The sequence below is a fragment of the Azonexus hydrophilus genome, assembly GCF_001956855.1.
In the GTDB taxonomy this organism is placed as follows: domain Bacteria; phylum Pseudomonadota; class Gammaproteobacteria; order Burkholderiales; family Rhodocyclaceae; genus Azonexus; species Azonexus hydrophilus_A.
This window is the reverse complement of sequence record NZ_MTHD01000006.1, coordinates 121,538-144,082: the sequence shown is the minus strand read 5'-3', so window position 1 is coordinate 144,082 and position 22,545 is coordinate 121,538. Positions and strand designations below refer to the sequence as shown.

The 22,545-nt window shown below is 63.5% G+C and carries 22 protein-coding genes; 10 read left to right on the top strand and 12 right to left on the bottom strand.

Annotated elements, in window-relative coordinates; all coding sequences use genetic code 11:
• Positions 1-46: 46 nt before the first annotated feature.
• Positions 47-604, bottom strand: coding sequence for a CZB domain-containing protein (locus BJN45_RS15990; RefSeq protein ID WP_076097058.1), 558 nt, complete (start codon positions 602-604; stop codon positions 47-49).
• A gap of 122 nt (positions 605-726) precedes the next feature.
• Here BJN45_RS15990 and BJN45_RS15985 point away from each other — a divergent pair, with 122 nt between their 5' ends.
• Genes BJN45_RS15985 through BJN45_RS15965 form a run of 5 tightly spaced genes read left to right on the top strand, consistent with a single transcriptional unit; the run spans position 727 to position 6,230 of the window.
• Positions 727-2,208, top strand: a complete 1,482-nt coding sequence (locus BJN45_RS15985) for an FAD-linked oxidase C-terminal domain-containing protein (protein WP_076097057.1) — start codon at positions 727-729, stop codon at positions 2,206-2,208.
• On the top strand, positions 2,208-3,263 hold the full coding sequence (gene glcE, locus BJN45_RS15980; protein WP_076097055.1) for a glycolate oxidase subunit GlcE: 1,056 nt from the start codon (positions 2,208-2,210) through the stop codon (positions 3,261-3,263). The genes BJN45_RS15985 and glcE overlap by 1 nt, the downstream gene beginning before the upstream one ends.
• Positions 3,263-4,492: a glycolate oxidase subunit GlcF gene (gene glcF, locus BJN45_RS15975; protein ID WP_076097054.1), complete on the top strand. Its 1,230-nt coding sequence runs from the start codon at positions 3,263-3,265 to the stop codon at positions 4,490-4,492. The genes glcE and glcF overlap by 1 nt, the downstream gene beginning before the upstream one ends.
• Positions 4,489-5,379: an HDOD domain-containing protein gene (locus BJN45_RS15970; RefSeq protein WP_076097052.1), complete on the top strand. Its 891-nt coding sequence runs from the start codon at positions 4,489-4,491 to the stop codon at positions 5,377-5,379. Before glcF ends, BJN45_RS15970 begins: the two co-directional genes overlap by 4 nt.
• Before the next feature lie 47 nt (positions 5,380-5,426).
• Positions 5,427-6,230: a PP2C family protein-serine/threonine phosphatase gene (locus tag BJN45_RS15965; protein WP_076097050.1), complete on the top strand. Its 804-nt coding sequence runs from the start codon at positions 5,427-5,429 to the stop codon at positions 6,228-6,230.
• A gap of 44 nt (positions 6,231-6,274) precedes the next feature.
• Here the strand turns inward: BJN45_RS15965 and BJN45_RS15960 are convergent, their stop codons facing one another.
• The 4 genes from BJN45_RS15960 to BJN45_RS15945 form a co-directional block, all read right to left on the bottom strand.
• Complete coding sequence (locus tag BJN45_RS15960) at positions 6,275-7,726, bottom strand: DEAD/DEAH box helicase (RefSeq protein ID WP_076097158.1); 1,452 nt, start codon at positions 7,724-7,726, stop codon at positions 6,275-6,277.
• A gap of 161 nt (positions 7,727-7,887) precedes the next feature.
• Positions 7,888-8,250: a response regulator gene (locus BJN45_RS15955; RefSeq protein WP_076097049.1), complete on the bottom strand. Its 363-nt coding sequence runs from the start codon at positions 8,248-8,250 to the stop codon at positions 7,888-7,890.
• A complete protein-coding gene (locus BJN45_RS15950) occupies positions 8,243-10,783 on the bottom strand; it encodes a sensor histidine kinase (RefSeq protein ID WP_076097047.1) in 2,541 nt (846 codons plus the stop codon). Before BJN45_RS15950 ends, BJN45_RS15955 begins: the two co-directional genes overlap by 8 nt.
• Positions 10,784-10,815: 32 nt before the next feature.
• On the bottom strand, positions 10,816-11,250 hold the full coding sequence (locus tag BJN45_RS15945) for a hypothetical protein (RefSeq protein ID WP_076097045.1): 435 nt from the start codon (positions 11,248-11,250) through the stop codon (positions 10,816-10,818).
• A gap of 92 nt (positions 11,251-11,342) precedes the next feature.
• Here BJN45_RS15945 and BJN45_RS15940 point away from each other — a divergent pair, with 92 nt between their 5' ends.
• The 5 genes from BJN45_RS15940 to BJN45_RS15920 all read left to right on the top strand — a co-directional run bounded on the left by BJN45_RS15940 (position 11,343) and on the right by BJN45_RS15920 (position 16,828).
• Complete coding sequence (locus tag BJN45_RS15940) at positions 11,343-12,629, top strand: extracellular solute-binding protein (protein ID WP_076097043.1); 1,287 nt, start codon at positions 11,343-11,345, stop codon at positions 12,627-12,629.
• On the top strand, positions 12,629-13,372 hold the full coding sequence (ugpQ, locus tag BJN45_RS15935) for a glycerophosphodiester phosphodiesterase (RefSeq protein ID WP_076097041.1): 744 nt from the start codon (positions 12,629-12,631) through the stop codon (positions 13,370-13,372). Before BJN45_RS15940 ends, ugpQ begins: the two co-directional genes overlap by 1 nt.
• A 53-nt stretch (positions 13,373-13,425) precedes the next feature.
• Complete coding sequence (locus tag BJN45_RS15930) at positions 13,426-13,785, top strand: hypothetical protein (RefSeq protein WP_076097040.1); 360 nt, start codon at positions 13,426-13,428, stop codon at positions 13,783-13,785.
• A 125-nt stretch (positions 13,786-13,910) separates the two neighbouring features.
• Positions 13,911-16,526, top strand: a complete 2,616-nt coding sequence (alaS, locus tag BJN45_RS15925) for an alanine--tRNA ligase (protein ID WP_076097038.1) — start codon at positions 13,911-13,913, stop codon at positions 16,524-16,526.
• Between the two features lie 14 nt (positions 16,527-16,540).
• Positions 16,541-16,828, top strand: coding sequence for a hypothetical protein (locus BJN45_RS15920; protein ID WP_240494599.1), 288 nt, complete (start codon positions 16,541-16,543; stop codon positions 16,826-16,828).
• A gap of 3 nt (positions 16,829-16,831) precedes the next feature.
• Here BJN45_RS15920 and BJN45_RS15915 read toward each other — a convergent pair whose 3' ends face one another.
• The 7 genes from BJN45_RS15915 to BJN45_RS15885 form a co-directional block, all read right to left on the bottom strand.
• The gene (locus tag BJN45_RS15915) at positions 16,832-17,140 is read right to left on the bottom strand and encodes a hypothetical protein (protein WP_076097036.1); all 309 of its coding nucleotides are present in this window, start codon (positions 17,138-17,140) and stop codon (positions 16,832-16,834) included.
• Between the two features lie 111 nt (positions 17,141-17,251).
• Positions 17,252-18,499, bottom strand: a complete 1,248-nt coding sequence (locus BJN45_RS15910) for an EAL and HDOD domain-containing protein (protein WP_076097034.1) — start codon at positions 18,497-18,499, stop codon at positions 17,252-17,254.
• Positions 18,500-18,508: 9 nt separating this feature from the next.
• Positions 18,509-19,900: a phosphomannomutase/phosphoglucomutase gene (locus BJN45_RS15905; protein ID WP_076097031.1), complete on the bottom strand. Its 1,392-nt coding sequence runs from the start codon at positions 19,898-19,900 to the stop codon at positions 18,509-18,511.
• Positions 19,901-19,909: 9 nt separating this feature from the next.
• Positions 19,910-20,866: a YheT family hydrolase gene (locus tag BJN45_RS15900; protein ID WP_076097029.1), complete on the bottom strand. Its 957-nt coding sequence runs from the start codon at positions 20,864-20,866 to the stop codon at positions 19,910-19,912.
• The gene (locus tag BJN45_RS15895) at positions 20,863-21,294 is read right to left on the bottom strand and encodes a YybH family protein (RefSeq protein WP_076097154.1); all 432 of its coding nucleotides are present in this window, start codon (positions 21,292-21,294) and stop codon (positions 20,863-20,865) included. The genes BJN45_RS15900 and BJN45_RS15895 overlap by 4 nt, the downstream gene beginning before the upstream one ends.
• A complete protein-coding gene (gene waaF, locus BJN45_RS15890; RefSeq protein WP_076097026.1) occupies positions 21,291-22,304 on the bottom strand; it encodes a lipopolysaccharide heptosyltransferase II in 1,014 nt (337 codons plus the stop codon). Before waaF ends, BJN45_RS15895 begins: the two co-directional genes overlap by 4 nt.
• A gap of 36 nt (positions 22,305-22,340) precedes the next feature.
• Entirely contained in the window at positions 22,341-22,529 is a 189-nt protein-coding gene (locus BJN45_RS15885) for a zinc-finger domain-containing protein (protein ID WP_076097024.1), read from the bottom strand.
• Positions 22,530-22,545: the final 16 nt, after the last annotated feature.

Genomic DNA, 22,545 nt, shown 5'->3' with positions numbered 1-22,545 from the left:
CGATATGGCTGCGGTCGCGGATCAGGCGCGCGCCCTCTTCGTTCAGTCAGCTGCCGAACTGGCAGCGGGTCGGGTCGAGTTCGGGCATCTGCAGCAGGTCGCGCGTGCGCACCGCTTCGACCAGACTGGCCATCCATTCGAGATGGCTTTCGAAGTAGCTGAGGATGTTCTTGTCGTTGAGCGCGCGAATGTGGGTCAGACGCAGATGGTTGCGCGTGCCCAGACGGTTCAGGAAAACACGCAGGTAGATGGCGGCGAAGCCTTCTTCCATTTCCTCGAACATCGTCATGACGCGCTGCGCGTCGCCGATGGCGCCGCCTTCGAGTGCCAGCTTGAGGACCAGATTGCGCAATACACCGAACTGGTGAGCGAACAGCATGAACGGGGTATCGCTGCCGGCAAGTTGCCGGATCATCGCCTCGCAGCGTGTCTCGTCGCCGCTATCCAGGGTTTCCAGCAGGCAGTCCTTGATGCTCGGCCAGGCGACGTTGGTGCTTTCGATGGCAAAGATCTCGTCTGGCGGGTTGCTGCTGATGCGTGCATCGAGTTCATGCAGCAGGCGCTCCAGCAGGCGCCGGTTGTCTGGCGTCTTCCAGTCGGTCATGGGAGATTGCTCCTTTGCTTCCAATTATAGAAGGGAGGCTGCCAGGGGGCGGGTAAATTTCTGTGTGAACATGGTGGCTTTCCCGCATGGCTGCGCTTCGTGTCGCGGTTTAAAATCACCCCATGAGCAGACCTGAATCTTCTTTCGTAACTGATCGTGCCACGCTGGTCCGTCGCCTGAAAATGATCCTGCCGGCGCATTGCCTGCTGGTCGAGGACGAGGATTTGCGGCCCTACGAATGCGACGGCCTCACCGCCTACCGCGCCATGCCGCTGGCCGTCTGCCTGCCGGAAAGCGAAGGCCAGGTGATCGACGTGCTGCGCACCTGCCACCAGCTTGGCGTGCCGGTGGTCGCCCGTGGCGCCGGCACCGGCCTGTCCGGCGGCGCGATGCCGCATGCCGAGGGCGTGGTGTTGTCGCTGGCGCGTTTCAACAAGATATTGCGCGTCGACCGCGACAGTCGCACTGCTGCCGTCCAGCCCGGCGTGCGCAACCTCGCCGTGTCCGAGGCTGCCGCGCCGTATGGCCTTTATTACGCGCCCGATCCGTCTTCGCAGATCGCCTGCACGATCGGCGGCAACGTTGCCGAGAATTCGGGCGGCGTGCATTGTCTGAAATACGGGCTGACCGTGCATAACGTGCTGCGTCTGCGCGTCGTTTCGATCGAAGGCGAGATATTCGAGATCGGCGGCGGCGCACCGGATGCGCCCGGATACGACCTGCTGGCGCTGCTGATCGGTTCAGAAGGCTTGCTTGGCGTGGTCACCGAGGTGACGGTGAAGCTGGTGCCGAAACCGGAACTGGCGCAGGTGGTGATGGCTTCGTTCCATGATGTCGCCAGGGCCGGCGACGCGGTTGCCGCGATCATCGCCGCCGGCATCATCCCGGCCGGGCTGGAAATGATGGACAAGGCTGCGGCCGCCGCTGTCGAACCCTTCGTCAAGGCCGGCTACGACCTCGATGCGGCGGCCATCCTGCTGTGCGAATCCGACGGCACGCCGGAAGAGGTGGCCGAGGAGATTTCCCGCGTCATGGCGGTGTTGACCGCAAGCGGCGCACACGACCTGCGCGTCTCGCAATCCGAAGCCGAGCGCCTGCGTTTCTGGGCCGGGCGCAAGGCGGCGTTTCCGGCGGTCGGGCGGATCACGCCGGATTACTACTGCATGGACGGCACCATTCCGCGCAAGCGCCTGGCCGAAATGCTCGCCGCCATCGCCGCCATGGAGCAGAAATACGGCCTGCGCTGCGCCAATGTCTTCCACGCTGGCGACGGCAACCTGCATCCGCTGATCATGTACGACGCTTCGCTGCCCGGCGAATGGGAACGGGCCGAGGCCTTCGGTGCCGACATTCTGGAACTGTCGGTGGCGCTCGGCGGTTCGATCACCGGCGAGCACGGCGTCGGCATCGAGAAGATCAATCAGATGTGCGTGCAGTACGCGACGCCGGAGTTGGAAGCCTTCCACCGCGTCAAGGCGGCGTTTGACGAAAAGCGCCTGCTCAACCCGGAAAAGGCGGTGCCCAGCCTGCACCGCTGCGCCGAGTACGGGCGCATGCGCGTGCATCGCGGCGAACTGAAATTTCCCGAACTGGAGCGCTTCTGATGACGCTGGACGATATCGTCGCGGCCGTTCGCACCGCGCACGACACGCGCACGTCGCTGCGCCTGCGCGGCCATGGCAGCAAGGACTTCTACGGTGGGCTGCTGTCGGGCGAGGTGCTCGATCTGGCCGGCCATCGCGGCATCGTTGCCTATGAACCGACCGAGCTCTACCTCACCGCCAGGTGCGGCACGTCGCTGGCCGAGATCGAGGCTGAACTGGCCGCCAACGGACAGATGCTGGCCTTTGAGCCGCCGCGTTTTTCCGGTGCCACCCTGGGCGGCTGTCTCGCCGCCGGGCTGTCCGGCCCGCGCCGGATGCAGGCCGGCGCGGTGCGCGATTTCGTTCTCGGCGTGAAGCTGGTCGACGGCAGCGGCCAGGTGCTGAATTTCGGCGGCCAGGTGATGAAGAACGTCGCCGGCTACGATGTCTCGCGACTGATCGCCGGCAGCCTGGGCACGCTCGGCGTGATCGCCGAGGCAACGCTGAAGGTCCTGCCGCAGCCGGTTGCCGAGACGACGTTGGAATTCGCCTGCGACGAAGCGGAAGCCATCCGTCGGCTGAATACCTGGGGCGGCCAGCCCTTGCCGGTATCGGCGTCGTTCTGGCATGAGCAGCGCTTGTGGCTGCGGCTGTCCGGCGCCGCAGCAGCGGTCGATGCGGCGTGCCGCAGGCTGGGCGGGAATGTTGCGGTCGACGCCGGAAAATGGTGGGTTTCGGTCCGCGAACAGAGCCATCCGGCCTACGCCGGACAGTCGCTGTGGCGCCTAGCGCTGCCATCCACCGCGGCACCGCTGGCCGTGCCCGGGCTGCGCGCCAGCGAGTGGGGCGGTGCCCTGCGCTGGTACGGCAGCGAGGTCGAGCCGGCGGTCATGCGCGCCGCGGCTGCCGCGGCCGGCGGTCATGCCGTGCTGTACCGGGCACCGGAATCGCTGCGCTGCCTGGAGGGCGCTTTTGCGCCGTTGCCGCCGCCACTGCTGGCCTTGCATCGGCGCCTGAAGAAGGCTTTCGACCCGCAGGGCATCCTCAATCCCGGTCGGTTGTACGCGGAGTTCTGATGGATACCCAACTTGCCGATTTCATTCGCGACACCCACGCCGGCCGGATTGCCGGCGAGATCCTGCGCAAGTGCGTGCATTGCGGTTTCTGTACCGCCACCTGTCCGACCTACCAGTTGCTTGGCGACGAACTCGACGGGCCGCGCGGGCGCATCTACCTGATCAAACAGGTGCTGGAAGGGCGTGAAGTCACCGAGAAGACGCGCAGCCACCTCGACCGTTGCCTGACCTGCCGTTCCTGCGAAACGACCTGCCCGTCCGGGGTCAAGTACAGCCAGTTGCTCGACGTCGGCCGTCAGGTGGTGGAAGCGAAGCTGAAAAGGCCGCTGCGCGAATCGCTGCCGCGCACCTTGCTGAAAACCGTGCTGCCCAATCCGGCGCTGTTCGCGCCGGCGGTGAAGATCGGGCGGGCGCTCAAGCCGCTGTTGCCGAGCAGCCTGGCCGACAAACTGCCGCCGTTGCCGGAGACCGGCCGGCCATGGCCGGTGAAACAAGGCCACAGCCGCCGCATGCTGACGCTCGCCGGCTGTGTGCAGCCGACGCTGGCGCCGAACATCAATGCCGCGACGGCGCGTGTTCTCGACCGTCTGGGCATCGAGTTGTTCGAGGAAGTGAAAGCCGGTTGTTGCGGCGCCGTGCGTTTTCACCTGAACGATCAGGCGCGGGCGAAGGACGACATGCGCCGCAATATCGACGCATGGTGGCCGCATGTGGAAGGCGGTGTCGAGGCCATCGTCGTCACCGCCTCGGGCTGCGGGGTGCAGGTCCGGGATTACGCCCGTCTGCTGGCCGATGATGCGGTCTACGCCGGAAAAGCAGCAAAAATCAGTGCCCTGTGTCGCGATCCGTCGGAAATCGTCGCTGCCGAGGGCGAGCGCCTGCGGGCCCTGCTGCCGGCCAGTCCGCGCGGCAAGCTGGCTTTCCATTCGCCGTGCACGCTGCAGCACGGGCTGCAGATTCGTGGCATCATCGAAAGCCTGCTGGCAGCAGCCGGCTACGTTCTGACGCCGGTTGCCGACGGGCATCTGTGCTGTGGTTCGGCCGGAACCTACTCGGTGTTGCAGCCGGAATTGGCGGAAAAGCTGCGCATCAACAAGCTCACCGCCCTCAATGCCGGCGGCCCGGCATTGATCGCCACGGCCAATATTGGCTGCCTGACGCATTTGCAGGCGGGCGGCATGACGCCGGTTCGCCACTGGATAGAATTGATTGACGAGGCTTTGACATGAGCGCCGGCTCTTCGATAAAGGAAATTACCCAGACGCTGGGCAAGGAAGATGCAGAGCGCGTTCGTCGGGTGCTTGATGGCGGGGTGAAGATCCCGGCTCAGCCGCGCGTGCTGGAGGCATTGCGCAAGCTGATGGCGCGTCAGGAACTCGATGTGCGTCCGCTGGCGCGGACGATCAATCAGGATCCGGGGCTGACGGCGATGCTGTTCAAAGTGGTTGGCAATGCCGCCTATCGCAAGCATCAGCCTTTCGATTCGGTCGAGCAGATACTGCATGCAGTCGGTGTCCAGCAGACCTACCATCTGGTCCAGGCCATCGCGCTCAGCAGTGCCGTTGGCCTGCGCAAGAATCATCGTGTCTACGAGGCGTTCTGGGCGCGCTCGCAGGCCGTTGGTGAACTGGCCATGCTGATTGCCGATGAGCGTATTGCGGTTTGCAACCTGTTTCCCGATCAGGCCTATCTGACCGGAATCTTTCATGCCTGCGGCGTACCCTTGCTGCTCCAGCGTTTTCCCAGTTATTGCCATGAACTGCGTTTGGGTACGCCCGGCCGATGGACCGACTGGCGCGAGGAGGATCGCAAGTTCAATACCGATCACGCCGTCGTCGGCTATCTGGTGGCACGTCACTGGTGCTTGCCTGGTTTCATTTGCGATGCGATCCGCCATCAGCATGCGGTGGCCGAACTGGGCGATCACGAGTCACGCAGCATGGTCGCCATCCTGCTGCTGGCCATCGATATTCATGCCCGTGAACAGCGCGTTCCGAACCCCGAATGGGACGAAGTGAAGGCGGTCGTCCTGCCCGAGCTGGGCCTCAGCGACGAGGCGCTTCCCGAGTTCGTTGACATCATTCTCGAGCGCTTTGGTTGTGCCGCCGGACTGTAGGCGGTGGCAGCTTTCGTGATAACCTTTTCCGCTCAGGGGGAGAGTCAATGCCGATAGCAGTCGATGCGTGCGCGGCTCAGCATCAGGGGGATCGCAAGGAGCAACAGGATCGTGTCGCGATCCTGCCGCACGCGCGCAAACGTGGTGTGGCGCTGGCTGTCGTGGCCGACGGCATGGGCGGACACACCGGCGGTGCGCTGGCAGCAGAGCAGGTGATTCACACCTCGAAGAACAACCTCGATCATTTTTCGCCGACGGAAGAAAGTGCGCGCTGGCTGCTGGAAAACAGCATGCGCGAGGCGCATACGATGATCAAGGCATCGCGGTTCATGAACGAAAAGGACCCGCACAGCACTGCTGTCATGCTGCTGCTGCAGCCGGGCCGGGTAACCTGGGGGCATTGTGGCGACAGCCGGCTCTACCGTTTTCGTGGCAACAAACTGCTGGGCCGTACGGTCGACCATTCATTTGTCGAACATCTTGTCGCCGTCGGCAAGATCACGCCCGAGCAGGCATTGACCCATCCCAACCGCAATGTCCTGATGACTTCGCTGGGCGGTCAGGATGAACCACGGTTCGACTTCGCCGATACGGTTGATCTGCAGGCAGGAGACAGCTTCATGTTGTGCTCGGATGGCGTCTGGGCCTATTTTGACGAGGCCGAGATGGGGGAGTTGCTGGCGGCCAATTCGGCGCGCACGGCTTGCGAGAAAATCATCGACCTGGCGCGCCAGCGCGCTGGCGGCACTGGCGACAACCTGTCGCTGGCGGTGATCCGCCTGCTTGAGATTGAAGTCCCCAAGGCCAGGCCACCCGCCGGCTTCGTGCCGAGTTCCGGCAGGCGAATGTAAAACGGCCGCTTTGCAGCGGCCGTTTCTGTTGTGGCGGATGTCGCTCAGTGCTTGCGACCGATGCCGCCAAGCAGGGCGGCAACGACCCGCTTCGGCTTGTGCGGATCGGCCTTGGCCGGGGCGTTTGGCGAATCCGGCACTTCCCCGCGCGGCGTCGTTTCTTCGTAAGGCTTGCTGAAATCGAAGCCGTCGGCGGCAATCATCGGATTGCGCCGGGCCGGCCGGCGGTCGCTGCGTTCCGGTCGTTCGTGCCGATCACTGCGTTCGCTGCGCTCCGGCCGGCTGGCCACCGGCGCCTTGGCCGGCGGGGCTGCGCGCTTCTTCTTGTTGCCCGGGGGATATTCGTATTCCGGCTCCGGTTCGAAACCAGCGACTTCAACCTGCTCGATCGGCCGTTTGATCAGCTTTTCGATATCGACGAGATAGCCAACTTCGTGGGCACTGACCAGCGAGATGGCGTTGCCGGACTTGCCGGCGCGGCCGGTACGGCCAATCCGGTGCACGTAGTCTTCCGGGGTGTGCGGCAGTTCGTAATTGATGACGTAGGGCAGGTCATCGACATCCAGACCGCGCGCCGCGACATCAGTGGCGATCAGCGCGTCGGTTTCGCCGCCCTTGAAGGCTTCGAGCGCCTTGATACGCTCCAGCTGGCTCTTGTCGCCATGAATCGCATCGGCCTTGATGCCGGCGCGCTGCAGTTCGCGGGTCAGGCGCGAGCAACCCTGCTTGGTGCGACAGAAGACGATGCACTGGCGGATTTCGCCGGATTTCAGCAGCTTGGTCAGCAGGCCGCGCTTGCCGTATTCGGATACCGGATGGACGCGGTGGGTGATGGTGTCGGAGACCTGGTTGCGGCGGGCTACTTCGATCAGGATCGGCGACTTCAGCATGGTGTCAGCCAGCCGCTTGATTTCTTCCGAGAAGGTGGCCGAGAACAGCAGGCTCTGGCGCTGCGCCGGCAGCATGTTGAGAATGCGGGTGACGTCCGGGACAAAACCCATGTCGAGCATGCGGTCGGCTTCGTCGAGGACCAGGGCCTGGACGGAATTGAAGCTGACGCTCTTGTTTTCAACGTGATCGAGCAGTCGACCGGGCGTGGCGACGAGGATTTCGACGCCTTTTTTCAGTTCGGCGATCTGCGGCCGGATATCGACGCCGCCGAAGGCGCACATGGCGCGGATCGGCGTGTGCTTGCTGTAGGTCTTGACCGACTCGTAGACCTGCATGGCCAGTTCGCGGGTCGGCGCGAGGATCAGCGCGCGCACCGGATGCTTGGCGGGTGACGGGCTGCTGGAGGCAAAGGGCAGGATGCGCTGCAGGATGGGCAGCGTGAACGCAGCCGTCTTGCCGGTGCCGGTCTGGGCGCCGCCCATGATGTCCTTGCCGCTGATGACCAGCGGAATGGCCTGGGCCTGGATCGGCGTCGGCTTGGTGTAGCCCTCGTCGAGCACTGCGCGCAGGAGCTCCGGCGCCAGGCCGAGGTCGGCAAAGGTGATTTCGGGCACTGCGTCGGCAGCGATGATGATGGCGTTCTCGCCAGCTAAGGTATTGATTTCAGACATGGGGCATGATTATACCCGTGAAGGGGGCGTGGCGATGTCGAAGAATTTGTGATGTTCAGTCCGACTGCCCATGGCCGATTCCGCTTAGGGGGCGCTCAGATATTTTCGATCAGGGCTTCGAGGCGTTCCCTGTTGATCGGCTTGACCAGGATGTCATCGAAACCGGCGGCGAGAAAACGGGTGCGTTCTTCAGGAAAGGCGTGGGCGGTATAGGCGATGATCCGCAACGCGTTGCCATGCACCTGTTCGCGCAGCGCCTTGCAGGTTTCCTCGCCGGTCAGTCCGGGCATGCTGATGTCGAGCAGGACCAGACGGAACGCGTGGCGACCGGCAAGTTCCAGGGCTCCGGCACCCGAATCGGCCTCGTGCGTCTGCCAACCCAGTTTGCGCAGCAAGGCAACGGCGATCAGACGGTTGGTGGGGTGATCATCGACGATCAAGGCGAGGCGCTCAGTCATTGATTTCTTTTTTCGGCAGGAATACGGTGAAACAGGCGCCGGCACCGGGCTCGGATTCGACGGTGACGTAACCGCCCATGTGTTCGGCGAGTTGTCTGACCAGCGCCAGGCCAAGTCCGGTGCCGCCGTGTTCACGCGTCAGGAAGTTTTCCAGTTGCTTGAATTTTTCGAAGATCACGGCGTGATGTTCGGCGGCAATGCCCGGTCCCGTGTCCGAAACGGAAATGGCGATGTGGTCGTGATCGACGCGGGCGGCCAGGATCACTGCCCCCTCGTCGGTAAATTTGATGGCGTTGTTGAGCAGGTTGTTGATGATCTGGCGCAGGCGGGTCGGGTCGCCCTGCAGGTATTCCGGCAGGTCGCCAGCCAGCTGCAGCGACAGGTTCAGGCCTTTGGCGCTGGCGCTGCTGCCGTAGGTGGACAGGCAGCTTTCCAGAAAGCTGTGCAGCGGAATGTCGCCGCGCTGGAACTGCATTTCGCCAGCTTCGATTTTGGCCAGATCGAGAATCTCGCTGACCAGACTGAGCAGGTGTTCGCCACTCTGGTGGATGATTCTGGCGTATTCGAGATGGTCGGGGTTGTTCAGGTCGGTGCGCAGCAGGTCGGCAAAACCCAGGATGCCGTTCAGCGGCGTGCGCAGTTCATGCGACACGGTCGCCAGGAAGGCAGATTTTGCCCGGCTGGCCTCTTCCGCCTTCTGGCGGGCTTCCTCCAGGCGTTTGAATGATTCCTCGACGGAGTCCGCCATGCCATTGAAGGAGCGCGCCATTTCTCCCATTTCGTCGGTGGCGCTGGCATCCAGCCGGTGCCCGAGATCGCCGTCGCGGAAGGCGCGAATCCCTGCAATCATCGACGTGATGCGGCCGGTCAGCAGATTGGCCATCCAGATCGCGATGAAAATGACCAGAACGACCATCAGCAGCGTCGATCCCCACAGGCCGATGGCGGTGGTCCGCAGGCTCTGCTCGATGCCGTCCAGCAGATCGCTGCGCTGGGCCTTGAACTGTTTGTCCTTCTCGCCGATCAGCGTGTTGATCTTGACTGCGGTTTCGCTCGCGGCCTTGTGGAAATCATCGACGTTGGCGCCGATCGTGACGAAGCCGAAGCCTTGCGGTGATTTCCCGTACTGACCGGTGTAGTAGGGAATGGCAGCGGCGGTGGTGAGCTTCCACAGGCCGGAGAAGAAGATGACGAAGGAACCGGAGCCGCCGTGCTCGGTCAGGGCGTTCCAGCCGTCGCATTGCGGCGAGAAGTTCAGGTAGCGGCAATCGAGCCCGAGTGTGCGCGCCTTGACCTGTTCGCCGGCGGGTTTGCGCGTCAGGCGCTGGTCGCGAAAGGGCGGGATGGTGGCCAGGAATTCATGTGAAGGCTGGCCGCTGGCCTGCCATTCGGCGTACAGCTCGCTGTCCAGCCAGGGCGTTGCCGGATGGCCGGTTTCCGGATCGTAGCCGACGATCATGTAGTCGCGGGGATGGGCGATCGAGCGGCTCTTGTGATCCCAGATGAAGGCGTAATTGCCCTTGATGGCGTCGATGATCGGCGTGTAGCGCTCGGCCGTGGGCATCAGACGGTCGGTGAACTGACGGATGTGGTCGTGGTCGAGCGCCAGTGTCACGTAGCCGCTGACCCGGCCGTCGCGGAGTACCGGCGTGGCCCAGCGGACGATGCCGCGAAAACGCTTGCCAACGGGGTTTTCGGTGCCGGCGTAGGCGGATTTTTCAGGGGCGAAGGGGGTGCCGATCTTTTCCAGCCGCTCGGGCAGGTAGGGGCCGATCAGGTCGGTCGGCACGTAGGCGCCGATCACCTCGGAAACGTGGATTTCGCCGGCCTTGAGTTTTTGCAACTCGGGGAAGTAGGTTTCGGCACGGACGAACGTATTTTTGCGGTCAACAACGTTTTTCAGCGATTTTTCGGTCAGGTTGCCGGTTGTGACCTTGATCTTCTCGTTACCGGCCAGATCGATGTAGGTCATTTCGACGAACAGCGGACGCTGCTCGGGCTCGCCGAAATATTCGGGGGGGCGGACGTTGAAGTCCCGGGCGTTGTCGGGCAGGACAGGGCGCGTCACCCTGGCTTCCCGCGATGGCGGCGAGACCGGTTCCCAGGATTTGCCGTCGGGCGCCAGTTGCCAGGGGCCGTGTTGATACAGCGTGCGTTTGCGCTGTTCGAGGAAGCGCCGGAAAGCGGCTTCGGAAGGTTCGGTGGCTGCCGCCTGGAGTATGTCCGCATCGCGGGCGTAGAGAAAATCGGCGATATTGCGCGCGGCATCGGTGGTCAGCATCTCGATGGCTTCGCGTGACCGCTCGTCGAGGGCGCGGATCGAATCGTCGGTAACTGTCTTGCCGATTTCCTGGATGGTCTGCAACGAAGTGTCGGCCATGTTGCCGGCCTTGACGGAGACATCCTCGCCAAGCAGCTGGGCGGTGTGCCAGGCGAACCACGCCAGCAGCAACAGCGGCACGACCTTGATCAGGACGAAGATGGCGATCAGCTTGCCGCGTATTCCGTGCAGAAAATCCGGCAGCCTGTTCATCGCATTCTTCTCACGGGTTTGATCCGCAGGGATCAGTTCTTGCCGTTTTCAGCCTTGACGTCCTTGGCTGCCTTGTCATCTGCTGTTTCAGATGCTGCCGGTACTGCCGTCGGCGCCGGGTCGGCGAGCCCTTCCGGAGGGGTGGTCACGGCGCGCTTCTTCTTGGCGCCGGGAGGTTCGGGCGGCGGCAATTGCGGTTCGATGGTTTCCAGCTTGTTTTCCCGCATGTATTCATCCATCTCGCGCCAGCCGGTATAGACGCTTGCCTTGGGCAGCCAGCTGTAGATCGCGTAGCAGTCCTCGATGGCCCGGCCGGAATGGCGGCAGGCGCTGCCGACAGCCTTGCCTTCGGCATCGGTTCTGGCTTCCTTGGCGGCCGGATTTTCGAGGCCGAGCTTGCCGGCGACCTGGTCGCAGCCGGATAGCGCCAGCACGGCAAGGGCGAGAATTGAAGCATGCTTGATCATGCGGCGATTCTCGCATATTGCAATCATTGTGTCGAAATCTGGAAAGGGGCAGGGCGCTATAATGGTCGCTTGCTTTCCTTCAGGTGCCCCAGATGTTGCAAGTCGTTCGTCCGTTGCTGATTGCTCTTTGTACCGTTTTTCCCTTCTCTGTCCAGGCCGCCAAGGCGCCGGCAAAGCCGCCAGCCAAGGCTGCAGCTCCCGTCGAGCCGACGCTGGCGCACAACCTGGATGCTGCAAATGAGGCGCGGCTGGCTGCCGTGGTCGAGCGTTACCGGAAGGAAACCGGCAATGTCATCAAGCTGGTGCGTCTGGAAAAGGGTGACAAGCCGGGGACACTGAATCTGCTCAGTCGCTACGAAATGAGCGATGTGCTCAGCCAGCCGAAGGATTTCGTGCCCTTGTACTCGATGATGAGCAAGGCGGGCGTGCCGCTGTCGCTCAGCCTGTCCGAAGTGCTCAAGCCCGGTGTGACCGATGCCCGTGGCCGGGTGGTGGCGCTGCCGGTGCTGTATTCGACGCCGGTGCTGTTCTTCAACAAGAATGCGTTCCGCAAGGCAGGCCTGAATCCGGATGTGCCGCCGAAAACCTGGTTCGAGATGCAGGGTTACCTCGACAAGCTGCAGACGGCGGGTTTTGATTGTCCCTATACCTCCTCGTGGCCGGTCTGGGTGCATATCGACAACGTCAGCGCGGTATCCGGCGTGCCGGCCACGGACGCCAAGGGCGGCTTGAAGTTCAACGCCCTGCCGCAGGTCAAGCATGTGGCGATGATGGCGACCTGGAGCAAGGCCCGCTATTACCGGCAGTATGGTAACGGCAACGAGGCCAGCCAGCGTTTCCGCGACGGCCAGTGCGCGATGATCACGACTGATTCGCGTGAGTACGCGGACTTCCAGGATGCCCGTGGTGTCGAACTCGGAGTTGCGCCGATACCGTTTCACGACGATGTTTATGGCGGTCGTCGTCCGACGCTGGCCGATGGCCCGTCGATCTGGGTCGGTGCCGGCAAGGCGGCAGCCGAATACAAGCAGGCGGCCCGTTTTGTCTCCTTCCTGCTGTCGCCGGAAATCCAGATCGAGCTGGTGCGCAGCCACGGTGGTCTGCCGATGACCGAAGCAGCCCGTCTGGCCTCGCTCAGCCGTCTGTTGCAGGATGGCAAGCAGGCGCTCGACGCGGCTTACCTCTCGCTGCAGGGCAAGCCCGATGCGCCGGCGCTGCGTGTCAGCAATGTCGATGGCGCACGCATGATCGCCGACGAGGAACTGGCTGCCGTCTGGGCTGACCAGAAACCGGCCAAGGCGGCCCTCGATACCGCGGTCACCCGTGGCAATTCGGTGCTCGGGGCCCGGCCGGCGTTGAGAAAGACCCAGCCCTTCTGATGTCGCTGACGCTGCCACGCTGGATTGCCCATCGTGGTGGCGGTTCGCTGGCTCCCGAAAACACGCTGGCCGGTATCCGGCTGGCTGCCGCCATGGGTTTCCGGGCCGTCGAATTCGACGTGATGCTGAACGGCGACGGTTCGCCTTTCCTGATTCACGACGAGACGCTGGAGCGGACGACCGACGGTCACGGTCTGGTGTCGGCCATGTCCGACCTGGACATGCAACGGCTTGATGCCGGCAATGGCGAAGCCGTTCCGCCATTTGTCGAGGCGGCCCGTCTGTGTCGCCAGCTCGGCGTGCTGGCGAATGTCGAGATCAAGCCGGCGCGCGGCTATGACCGGGAAACGGCCGCCGCAGTTGCCGCCCAGGCCGCCGCCATCTGGCCTGCGGCTGGCCCTTTGCCATTGCTTTCTTCTTTTTCGCTGGAAGCGCTGGGTGTCGCCCGCGAACGGGCGCCTCATCTGCCGCGCGGTGTGCTGTTCGAAACGGTACCAGCCGACTGGCTTGCCATTTTTCGCCAACTCGATGCGTCGACCCTGCATTGTGCTGCCGACCGGCTGTCCGATGATGTGCTCGAAACCGCAAGGGCGCAGGCTATCCCGGTGTTGTGTTTTACGGTCAACCGGCCGGTGCAGGCAAAAAAGCTGTTTTCCCGCGGCGTGACCGCCTTGTTTACCGACCGCCTTGATCTTTTTTCTCCCGAAACAGCTGCTTACAAACGCTTGCATCCTGCGGGCTGATTTTCCCCTGTAATGGCAGGCGTGCAGTTCGTTTCCATTTCCAGGAGAAAATCATGAAAGCCGTCAAGAATCTTGTTGTCCTGAGCCTGTCGCTTGCCCTGCATGGCATCGTGCTGGCCCAGCCGGCGACGCCGCACGTCGATCAACGCCAGGCCTGGCAGGAATACCGTATCGACCAGGGCGCTGCTTCAGGCAGCCTGACGCAGCGCGAAGCAAACCGCCTGGCGCGCGGGCAGCAGCATGTGGACAACATCGAGAATCGTGCCAAGGCGGACGGTGTCGTGACGCGGAAGGAGCGCGCCCGGCTGCACCAGGCGCAGGACGTGCAGCAGCGGCATATTGCCCGGCAGAAGCATGACCGCCAGCATGATTACAACCATGATGGCCGTGTCGATCGGCGGCGTGTACTCTGATCAGTGCGCTTGCCGAGGGACATGACCCGCCATCCGGCGGGTTTTTCTTTGCTGTTTCGCTGAAGCAGCACGCTTTCATTTAAAATCACCGGTTTCGTATTCAACGCCTTGAAGGCCGGACTCACATGAAAAGCGCCGAAATCCGCCAGAAATTCCTCGACTTCTTTGCCGCCAAGGGACACCAGATCGTCTCCTCCAGTTCGCTGGTGCCGCACGAGGACCCGACGCTGCTGTTCACCAATGCCGGGATGAACCAGTTCAAGGATGTCTTCCTCGGTTTCGACAAGCGTCCGTACAGCCGCGCCACGACTTCGCAGAAATGCGTGCGTGCCGGCGGCAAGCACAACGATCTCGAGAACGTCGGCTACACCGCCCGCCATCACACCTTCTTCGAGATGCTCGGCAACTTCAGTTTCGGTGACTACTTCAAGCGCGACGCGATCAGCTACGCTTGGGAACTGCTGACCGAGGTCTACAAACTGCCCAAGGACAAGCTGACGATTACCGTCTATGCCGAGGACGACGAGGCCTACGATATCTGGACGAAAGAGATCGGCGTGCCGGTCGAGCGCGTCATCCGCATCGGCGACAACAAGGGCGCGCGCTACGCTTCCGACAATTTCTGGATGATGGGCGACACCGGCCCTTGCGGCCCGTGCACGGAAATCTTCTACGACCACGGCGAAAAGCACTGGGGCGGACCTCCGGGATCGCCGGAAGAAGATGGCGATCGTTTCATCGAAATCTGGAACAACGTCTTCATGCAGTTCAATCGCGATGAAAACGGCGTCATGCATCCGCTGCCCAAGCCATCCGTCGATACCGGCATGGGGCTGGAGCGTATCTCCGCCGTGCTGCAGGGCGTGCATGCCAACTACGAGATCGACCTGTTCCAGGCGCTGCTGAAGGCCGCCGCCCGCGAAACCTCGGCAGCCGACATGGATTCGCCGTCGCTGAAGGTGCTGGCCGACCACATCCGCGCCTGTTCCTTCCTCATCGCCGATGGCGTCATCCCGGGTAATGAAGGCCGCGGCTACGTGCTGCGCCGGATCATCCGCCGCGCCATCCGTCACGGCTACAAGCTCGGCGCCCGCGCTGCGTTCTTCAACAAGATGGTGCCGGACCTGGTCGCCGAGATGGGAAGCGCCTATCCGGAACTGGAAAAGAATCAGTACAAGATCGTCGCCACCTTGAAGCAGGAAGAAGACCGCTTCTTCGAAACCATCGAGCACGGCATGGCCATCCTCGAAGGCGAACTGAAGGCGCTTGGCGACGGTGGCGTGTTCAATGGCGAGACTGCCTTCAAGCTGCACGACACCTACGGCTTCCCGCTCGACCTGACGCAGGATATCTGCCGCGAGCACCAGATCACCGTCGATGCAGCCGCCTTCGATGCGGCGATGGCACGCCAGAAGGAGCAGGCGCGTGCCGCCGGCAAGTTCAAGATGGCGACCAATCTCGATTACAGCGGCCCGGCAACGACCTTCCACGGTTACGACAATCTGGAATACAAGGCCAACGTGCTCGCGTTGTACAAGGACGGTATTGCGGTCAACGAGCTTCACGAGGGAGAAATGGGCGTAGTCGTGCTCGACAACAGCCCGTTCTACGCCGAGTCCGGCGGTCAGGTCGGTGATCGCGGCGCCCTGCAGTCGGTGCATGGCATTTTTGCCGTCGAGGACACGCAGAAGATCCAGGCCACGGTTTTTGGCCATCACGGTGTCGTCAAGACCGGTACGCTCAGCGTCGGCAACGGTGTCACCGCCAAGGTTGACGTGCTGGCCCGCCAGCGCACGATGCGCAACCACTCGGCCACCCATCTGCTGCACAAGGCACTGCGCGAAGTGCTCGGCGACCACGTCCAGCAAAAGGGTTCGCAGGTCGATCCGGACAAGACCCGTTTCGACTTCGTGCATAACCAGCCGATGAGCGACGAGGAAATCCGTCGCGTCGAGAACATCGTCAATGCCGAGATTCTTGCCAATACGGCGACCGAGTGCCGCGTCCTGCCGATTGCCGAAGCCCAGAAACTGGGGGCGATGATGCTGTTCGGCGAGAAATACGGCGACAACGTGCGCGTGCTCGACATCGGTTCGTCGCGCGAACTGTGCGGCGGAACGCACGTCGGCCGCACCGGCGACATCGGCCTGTTCAGCATCACCGCCGAAGGCGGCGTGGCAGCGGGCGTGCGCCGGGTCGAAGCAGTCACTGGCGACAATGCGCTGAGTTACATGCAGGACATGGAATCGGTGCTCGGCGGTGTTGCCGGCACGCTCAAGGTACTGCCGAAGGATGCCCATGCCCGGGTGCTCTCCGTGCTCGACCAGGTGCGCAAGCTGGAGCGCGAACTGGCGGCACTGAAGGGCAAGCTGGCGTCGGCCCAGGGCGACGACATGCTGGCGCAGGCGCTCGATATCAAGGGGGCGAAGGTGCTGGCCGCCAATCTGGAAGGCGCTGACATCAATGCCCTGCGCGAAACGATGGACAAGCTCAAGGACAAGCTGAAGTCGGCAGCCATCGTGCTGGCCTCGGTAGTCGATGGCAAGGTGACGCTGATTGCCGGCGTAACGGCCGATCTGACCGGCAAGGTCAAGGCCGGCGAACTGGTCAACATGGTCGCTCAGCAGGTTGGCGGCAAGGGCGGCGGTCGTCCAGACATGGCGCAGGCTGGCGGTACCCAGCCGGAGAACCTGGTGGCGGCAATGGCGTCGGTGCCGGCCTGGGTCGAGGGCAAGCTGTGAGGGCGGCGCTGGCGTTGATCGGGCTGCTCGTCAGCATGCCCGTGCTGGCGGCCGAACTCGACCGGACGCCGGTCGAGGCGACGACGGTCGACGGTCAGAAAGTGCGTCTTTTCCCGAACGGGCGCTGGGAGTTTGCCGATGCGGCGAAAGCCGCGGAGGCACAGAAACTGGCGGCGGAGTATCCGGAAAACAAGACGCGGCCGGTCGATTCGCAGGGGATACAGGTTGGCGGCTTCGGTCGCGTCATCATGCCGGGCGACAAGGATTACAACCGCGGCTCGCTGAATCCGAAGCTGCGTTAAGCGTCAGCGCAGCAGGCGGTTGTCCGGTGTTTCGCGGACGAATTCGCCTTCGATGACCTGATCTCCCTGCGCCGTCGGTTCAATCGGTGCGCCTTCGCGCATCGCCTTGCGCAGGGCGCGCGTCTTCCACCAGAACCAGCCGGCAAAGATCACCGCAGCGACGGCGACGACAGCCAGGGCAACCAGTGAAAACATGAAGGCGAGCACCAGAAAGACGGCGCTCAGGATGAACGTGACGATGCGTCCGGCCAGGCTTTGTGGCGCCCGGGCAAACTGCATGCGGGCCTGGAATGGGTTGGATTCTCTGTTCATCGGCTGGATTGCGATCCTGGTTCATTGAAATCGGCGTCCATTGTGACGCAAGCGGCTGCTCCGGTCTGTAGTGCGATGTCGCCGATTTGTAACAGGCGTCGGCGGCGGGGATCAGCCGGTCTTTTCCTGGCCAATGCTGTTGGCCCACATCAAGGCTTCGGTCTGCGCCCGGTTCAGCGCTTTCGGGCCGATCGACGGCAGTTTGGCAAACAGGGTGGAAAGCCTTGCCAGGTCGCCGTTTTCGCTGCACTCGGCGAGACCCAGCAACTGGGCGAGCCGTCCTTCGTCGTTGCACAGTGCGGCCTTGACGTCATCGGCCAGACCCAGCGGTGCGACGATTTCCTGGATCGGCAGGCCGACCAGTGCCGGCATCAACGACATGATGCCGACCATGAAGGCCTTGTCGGCAAAACCCGCATCGTTGGGCTGCAATTCGCCCGCCAGCAATTCAATCAGGCGGCCGCGGGTGGCGGCGAGCAGCAGCAAGGGACTGGCCGTGCCGTTGTGGCTGCCCGAGGCAAAGAGCAGCAGTTGCAGCCAGCGCTGCAACTGGCGACGCCCGAGGACGGCGATGGCGTGGCCGAGCGAGGTGATGGTTTCGCTGCTGCCGGCACCGACCGAATTGGTCATCCGCAGCAGGTTGACCGTAAGACCGGGTTCCGGCTTCAGTGCCTGTTCCAGCTCGCTGGTATCGGCGTCGGAAAGCAGTAGTCCCATCAGTTTCATCAGCGACAGCTGCGAATGGTCCAGCTTGCGGCCGGCGATGATCGTCGGCTTGGCGAAGTAATAGCCCTGGAACAGCGCGAAACCGAGTTTCAGGCATTGTTCCATCTGCTCGCGCGAATCGACTTTTTCGGCCAGCAACTGCTTGCCCATCGGCTTCAGCTTCATGACCAGTTGCATCAGTTCGACCCGGCTGAGCGGCTGGATGTCCACCTTGACGATTTCCACCAGGGCCAGCAATTCGGCGTATTCCGGGGCGAGCTGGATGACGTCGTCGAGCGCCAGCGTGAAGCCGGCGGCTTTCAGGGCCTTGCAGCGCTCGATGACGGCTTCGCTGGGCGGCACCGTTTCGAGGATTTCCAGCACCACCGACTGGCGCGGCAGCAGTTCGAGCATGTCGCTGAACAGGAATTCCTCGTCGATGTTGATGAAGCCGCGGCAATTGCCCAGCGCGGCCTCGACGCCGAGTTCGGCGAAGGCATTGACGATGACGGTGGCGGTGGCCGCGACGCCGTCGGTGACATCGGCGGCATTGATGCCGCCGTTGCGGAAGAGCAGTTCGTAAGCATGCAGCCGCTGATCGCGGTCGAGGATGGGTTGTCGTCCGAGGAATAGCTGATCGGCGGCGTCGCTCACGAATTCTCCTTAAAACGGCAGCTGTATCCCCGGCCAGACAGCGCGCAGGGCAGCGCGGAAACCGGCCTGGATACGTTCCAGGGCGGCAGCGTCATCGGCTTCGAAGCGCAGCACCACGACCGGCGTCGTGTTCGACGGGCGGGCCAGGCCGAAACCATCCTTGTATTCTACCCGGACGCCGTCGATGGTAATGATCTGTTCGGCGCCGTCGAAGCGGCCTTCGGCCTTGAGTTTGTCGATCAGCGCAAAGGGTTCGCCCTCGGCCATCTTGATGTTCAGTTCCGGGGTCGACGGCGAATTCGGCAGGGCTTTCAGCGGCGCGCCGGCATCGGCCGAGCGGCTCAGGATTTCGAGCAGGCGGGCGCCGGTGTACAGGCCGTCGTCAAAACCGTACCAGCGCTCCTTGAAGAAGGTATGGCCGGACATCTCGCCGGCCAGCGGGGCGCCGGTTTCCTTCAGCTTGGCCTTGACCAGTGCGTGGCCGGTATTCCACATCAGCGGTATGCCGCCGTGCTGTTTGATCCACGGCGCCAGCAGGCGTGTGCATTTGACGTCATAGATAATGGTGCCACCCGGTACGCGCGACAGTACGTCGGCGGCGAACAGCATCAGCTGGCGGTCGGGATAGATGATTTCGCCATCCTTGGTGACGACGCCGAGGCGGTCGCCGTCGCCGTCGAAGGCGATGCCGATTTCAGCGTCGGTTTCCTTGAGCGCCTTGACCACGTCGGCCAGGTTTTCCGGCTTCGACGGGTCCGGGTGGTGGTTCGGGAAATTGCCGTCGACTTCGCAATACAGCGGCACGATTTCACAACCGAGGCGCTTGAACAGTGCAGGGGCAATCGCACCGGCGACGCCGTTGCCGCAATCCATGACGATCTTCATCGGCCGCGCCAGTTTTACATCGCCGACGATCTTGTCGACGTAGGCGTCGAGGACGTTGGCGGAAGTGCGTTGGCCGAGTTGGTCGGCCTTGGCGTGGCGCAGATTGCCGGCTTCGATGCGCTTCTTCAGGTCCTGGATCGCATCAAGCGCCAGCGTCGTGCCGCCGATGACCATTTTCAGGCCGTTGTAGTCGGGCGGGTTGTGGCTGCCGGTGACCGAGACGCAGGAATTGCAACCGAGCTCATAGGCGGCGAAATAGGTGACAGGGGTCGGCACGCAGCCGACGTCGATGGCGTCGCAACCGGCGGCGCAGATGCCGTCCATCAACGCGCCGGACAGTTCCGGGCCGGACAGGCGGCCGTCGCGGCCGACGGCGATGGCCTTCTGGCCTTGCTCGAGTGCCAGCGTGCCGAGGGCGTGGCCGACCCGGCGGACGACGTCGGCGGTCAGCGATTTATCGACGATCCCACGAATGTCGTAGGCCTTGAAGATTTCTGCGGGAAGAGGTTGGCTCATGATGGGCGCTTATGACGTTTCGGAAAGGAAGAAGTGTAAGAGCCTTTGCGGGAGCCAGTCCAGCTTTCCCGGAAATGAGCCGGTGACGAAACCGACATGGCCGCCGCCGGCCGGTTGTTCGAGGCGGACGCAGGCGGCGACATCGGCCGGGCCGGGCAGGTGCCGGGCGGGCAAAAACGGGTCGTTTTTCGGGTTGACCGCAAGTGTTGGTACGGCGATCGACTTGAGGAAGGGTTTGGCCGAACAGCGTCGCCAGTAATCGTCGGCACCGGCAAAACCGTGCACCGGGCCGGTGACGGCGTCATCGAATTCCCACAGGTTGTTGGCACGACGCATCCGCGCTTCATCGAACAGCCCGGGGAAGTGCTGCAGGCGTTGCCCCGAGATGCGCTTCAGAGTGGTGAGAAAATGCTGCGTATACAAGCGGTTGAAACCGCGTGCCAGGTGGTGGCCACAGGCAGCCAAGTCGAGCGGCGCACACATCGCGGCAACGCCGGTGACGACATCGGCGGCGGCAATTCCTTGCTCGCCAGCCCATTTGAGCAGCGCGTTGCCGCCGAGCGAGACGCCGGCGGCGTGCAGCTTGCGGCCACCGTGCGCGGCCTGAAGCCGGCGCAGGATCCAGTCGATTTCGGCCGAGTCGCCGGAGTGGTAGGCGCGCGGGCGCCGGTTCAGTTCGCCCGAGCAGCCACGGAAATGCGGCAGCACCAGGCGCCAGCCGGCGGCCTGGCAGGCGTGCGCGGTGGAGATCGCGTAATGGCTGCGGGCGCTGCCTTCGAGGCCGTGGAAAAGGACCAGTATCGGTGCGTCGACCGCAGCATCGAGAAAATCGACATCGATGAAATCGCCATCCGGCGTTGTCCAGCGCTCACGGCGCAGCGGCAGCTGCTGGGGCTTGATCAGCAGCGGCCACAGCGTCTGGGCGTGGCCGCCCGGCAACCATGAGGGTGCCCGGTAGACTTTCAATGCAGCGTGTGCGGCATGGCGTCGGCCATGGCCTGATGGCCGTCGTCGGCTGCCGAGGCGTGGCGGCTGGCGAGGCGCCAGCCCTGGGCGCCGCGCAGGTAGACGTGGGTGACGTGCAGCGGGCCGTGCGGCGCCGGGTCGTCGCCGACAAACAGGATTTCGGTCAGGTGATGCACCGCCATCACCGTGCCCTGCCAGCGGGCGACGGTTTCAGCCTGGATGCGCAGGCTGGCATTGGCGAAGATGCTGCGCCAGCTTTCACGGATCGGCACGATGCCGGTCAGGCGGACGCCGGTCGGATGCACGCACAGCGTTTCCTCGTCTTCGGCCCAGTAATGCATCAGCAGGTCGGCATCGCCGCTGCTGACGGCAGCGTAGAAGGCGTGTTCGGCGTCATCCGAGGTGGCGAAATTGGTGGGCTGGCTCATCGTGCGATCCATTTCTCGCAGGCCAGCAGGGCCTGGGCGGGGAGCAGTTTATTCAGGCAGTCGAGATGGCCGAGCGGGCATTCACGCTTGAAGCACGGACTGCAGTCGAGGTTCAGGCTGAGGATATCGGCGCGGTCCGACAGCGGCGGCGTGAAGCCGGGTGACGACGAACCGTAGAGAGCGACAATCGGACGGTCGAGCGCAGCGGCGACGTGCATCAGGCCGGAATCGTTGCAGACGACGAGGTCGGCCAGCGCCAGCAGGTCCACCGCCTGGCCGAGTGAGGTGGCGCCGCACAGGTTGCGGCACAGGCCGGGTGCCAGTTGCGAGATTTCTTCGGCGACCGCGTGGTCCTTCGGCGAGCCGAACAGCCAGACGGCGTAGCCGCGCGCGGCGAGGGTCCGCGCCAGTTCGGCGAAATGCGCCGCCGGCCAGCGCTTGGCCGGGCCGTATTCGGCACCGGGGCAGAAGGCGACGATCCTTGCCGGGCGTTCGATGGCCAGCTCGGCCAGGGTTTTTTGCTGTTCTGCTGCGGTCGACCGCAACATTGGGTAGGAAACCGGGCGCGGCAGCGGGGCTCCAGGCGTTTCGGCGAGTTGTGCGAAACGCTCGACCATCAGCGGCAGCGCCACCTTGTCCAGCGTGTGGCGGACGTTGATCAGGCCGTAGCGCGATTCGCCGGTGAAGCCGACGCGTTGCGGGATGCCGGCGAGGAACGGGACCAGCGCCGATTTCAGCGAGTTGGGCAGGACGTAGACCGCATCATAGCCGCGTGCCGCCAGTTCGCGGCCCAGCCGCCAGCGCGCTTTCATTGACAGCTGGCCGTGGCCGAAAGGGCTGTCGACGACCGCGCTGATTTCCGCCATCCGCTGCAGCACCGGCGCCACCCAGCGTGGCGCCAGGGCGTCCAGCTGCAATCCGGGATGCAGGGCATGCAGGCGGGCGAACAGCGGCTGCGCCATGATTGTGTCGCCGATCCACGAGGGAGCGACGATGAGGGCTTTCTTCATGTGAAAACGGCGGGTGTTGTGCCCGCCGTCCCTGTTTCAGTGATGGCCCTTGGGCGCTTCACCGGTGAAGACATATTTTGTGCTGCAGTACGGGCAGGTGACTTCGCCGGTCTTCAGCACGTCGAGAAAGACGCGCGGATGCTGGCTCCACAGCGCAGAGCCCGGTTGCGGGCAGTGCAGCGGCAGGTCGTGGGCGGTCACTTCGACGGTCTTGTTGTCGGACATCGTTTTTCTCCCCTGG

What these genes read in the sequence shown, in the direction of transcription:
- BJN45_RS15990 (WP_076097058.1), bottom strand. Translation starts at nt 604, where the DNA reads ATGACCGACTGGAAGACGCCAGACAACCGGCGCCTGCTGGAGCGCCTG.
- BJN45_RS15985 (WP_076097057.1), top strand. Translation starts at nt 727, where the DNA reads ATGAGCAGACCTGAATCTTCTTTCGTAACTGATCGTGCCACGCTGGTC.
- glcE (WP_076097055.1), top strand. Translation starts at nt 2,208, where the DNA reads ATGACGCTGGACGATATCGTCGCGGCCGTTCGCACCGCGCACGACACG.
- glcF (WP_076097054.1), top strand. Translation starts at nt 3,263, where the DNA reads ATGGATACCCAACTTGCCGATTTCATTCGCGACACCCACGCCGGCCGG.
- BJN45_RS15970 (WP_076097052.1), top strand. Translation starts at nt 4,489, where the DNA reads ATGAGCGCCGGCTCTTCGATAAAGGAAATTACCCAGACGCTGGGCAAG.
- BJN45_RS15965 (WP_076097050.1), top strand. Translation starts at nt 5,427, where the DNA reads ATGCCGATAGCAGTCGATGCGTGCGCGGCTCAGCATCAGGGGGATCGC.
- BJN45_RS15955 (WP_076097049.1), bottom strand. Translation starts at nt 8,250, where the DNA reads ATGACTGAGCGCCTCGCCTTGATCGTCGATGATCACCCCACCAACCGT.
- BJN45_RS15950 (WP_076097047.1), bottom strand. Translation starts at nt 10,783, where the DNA reads ATGAACAGGCTGCCGGATTTTCTGCACGGAATACGCGGCAAGCTGATC.
- BJN45_RS15945 (WP_076097045.1), bottom strand. Translation starts at nt 11,250, where the DNA reads ATGATCAAGCATGCTTCAATTCTCGCCCTTGCCGTGCTGGCGCTATCC.
- BJN45_RS15940 (WP_076097043.1), top strand. Translation starts at nt 11,343, where the DNA reads ATGTTGCAAGTCGTTCGTCCGTTGCTGATTGCTCTTTGTACCGTTTTT.
- ugpQ (WP_076097041.1), top strand. Translation starts at nt 12,629, where the DNA reads ATGTCGCTGACGCTGCCACGCTGGATTGCCCATCGTGGTGGCGGTTCG.
- BJN45_RS15930 (WP_076097040.1), top strand. Translation starts at nt 13,426, where the DNA reads ATGAAAGCCGTCAAGAATCTTGTTGTCCTGAGCCTGTCGCTTGCCCTG.
- alaS (WP_076097038.1), top strand. Translation starts at nt 13,911, where the DNA reads ATGAAAAGCGCCGAAATCCGCCAGAAATTCCTCGACTTCTTTGCCGCC.
- BJN45_RS15915 (WP_076097036.1), bottom strand. Translation starts at nt 17,140, where the DNA reads ATGAACAGAGAATCCAACCCATTCCAGGCCCGCATGCAGTTTGCCCGG.
- BJN45_RS15905 (WP_076097031.1), bottom strand. Translation starts at nt 19,900, where the DNA reads ATGAGCCAACCTCTTCCCGCAGAAATCTTCAAGGCCTACGACATTCGT.
- BJN45_RS15895 (WP_076097154.1), bottom strand. Translation starts at nt 21,294, where the DNA reads ATGAGCCAGCCCACCAATTTCGCCACCTCGGATGACGCCGAACACGCC.
- waaF (WP_076097026.1), bottom strand. Translation starts at nt 22,304, where the DNA reads ATGAAGAAAGCCCTCATCGTCGCTCCCTCGTGGATCGGCGACACAATC.
- BJN45_RS15885 (WP_076097024.1), bottom strand. Translation starts at nt 22,529, where the DNA reads ATGTCCGACAACAAGACCGTCGAAGTGACCGCCCACGACCTGCCGCTG.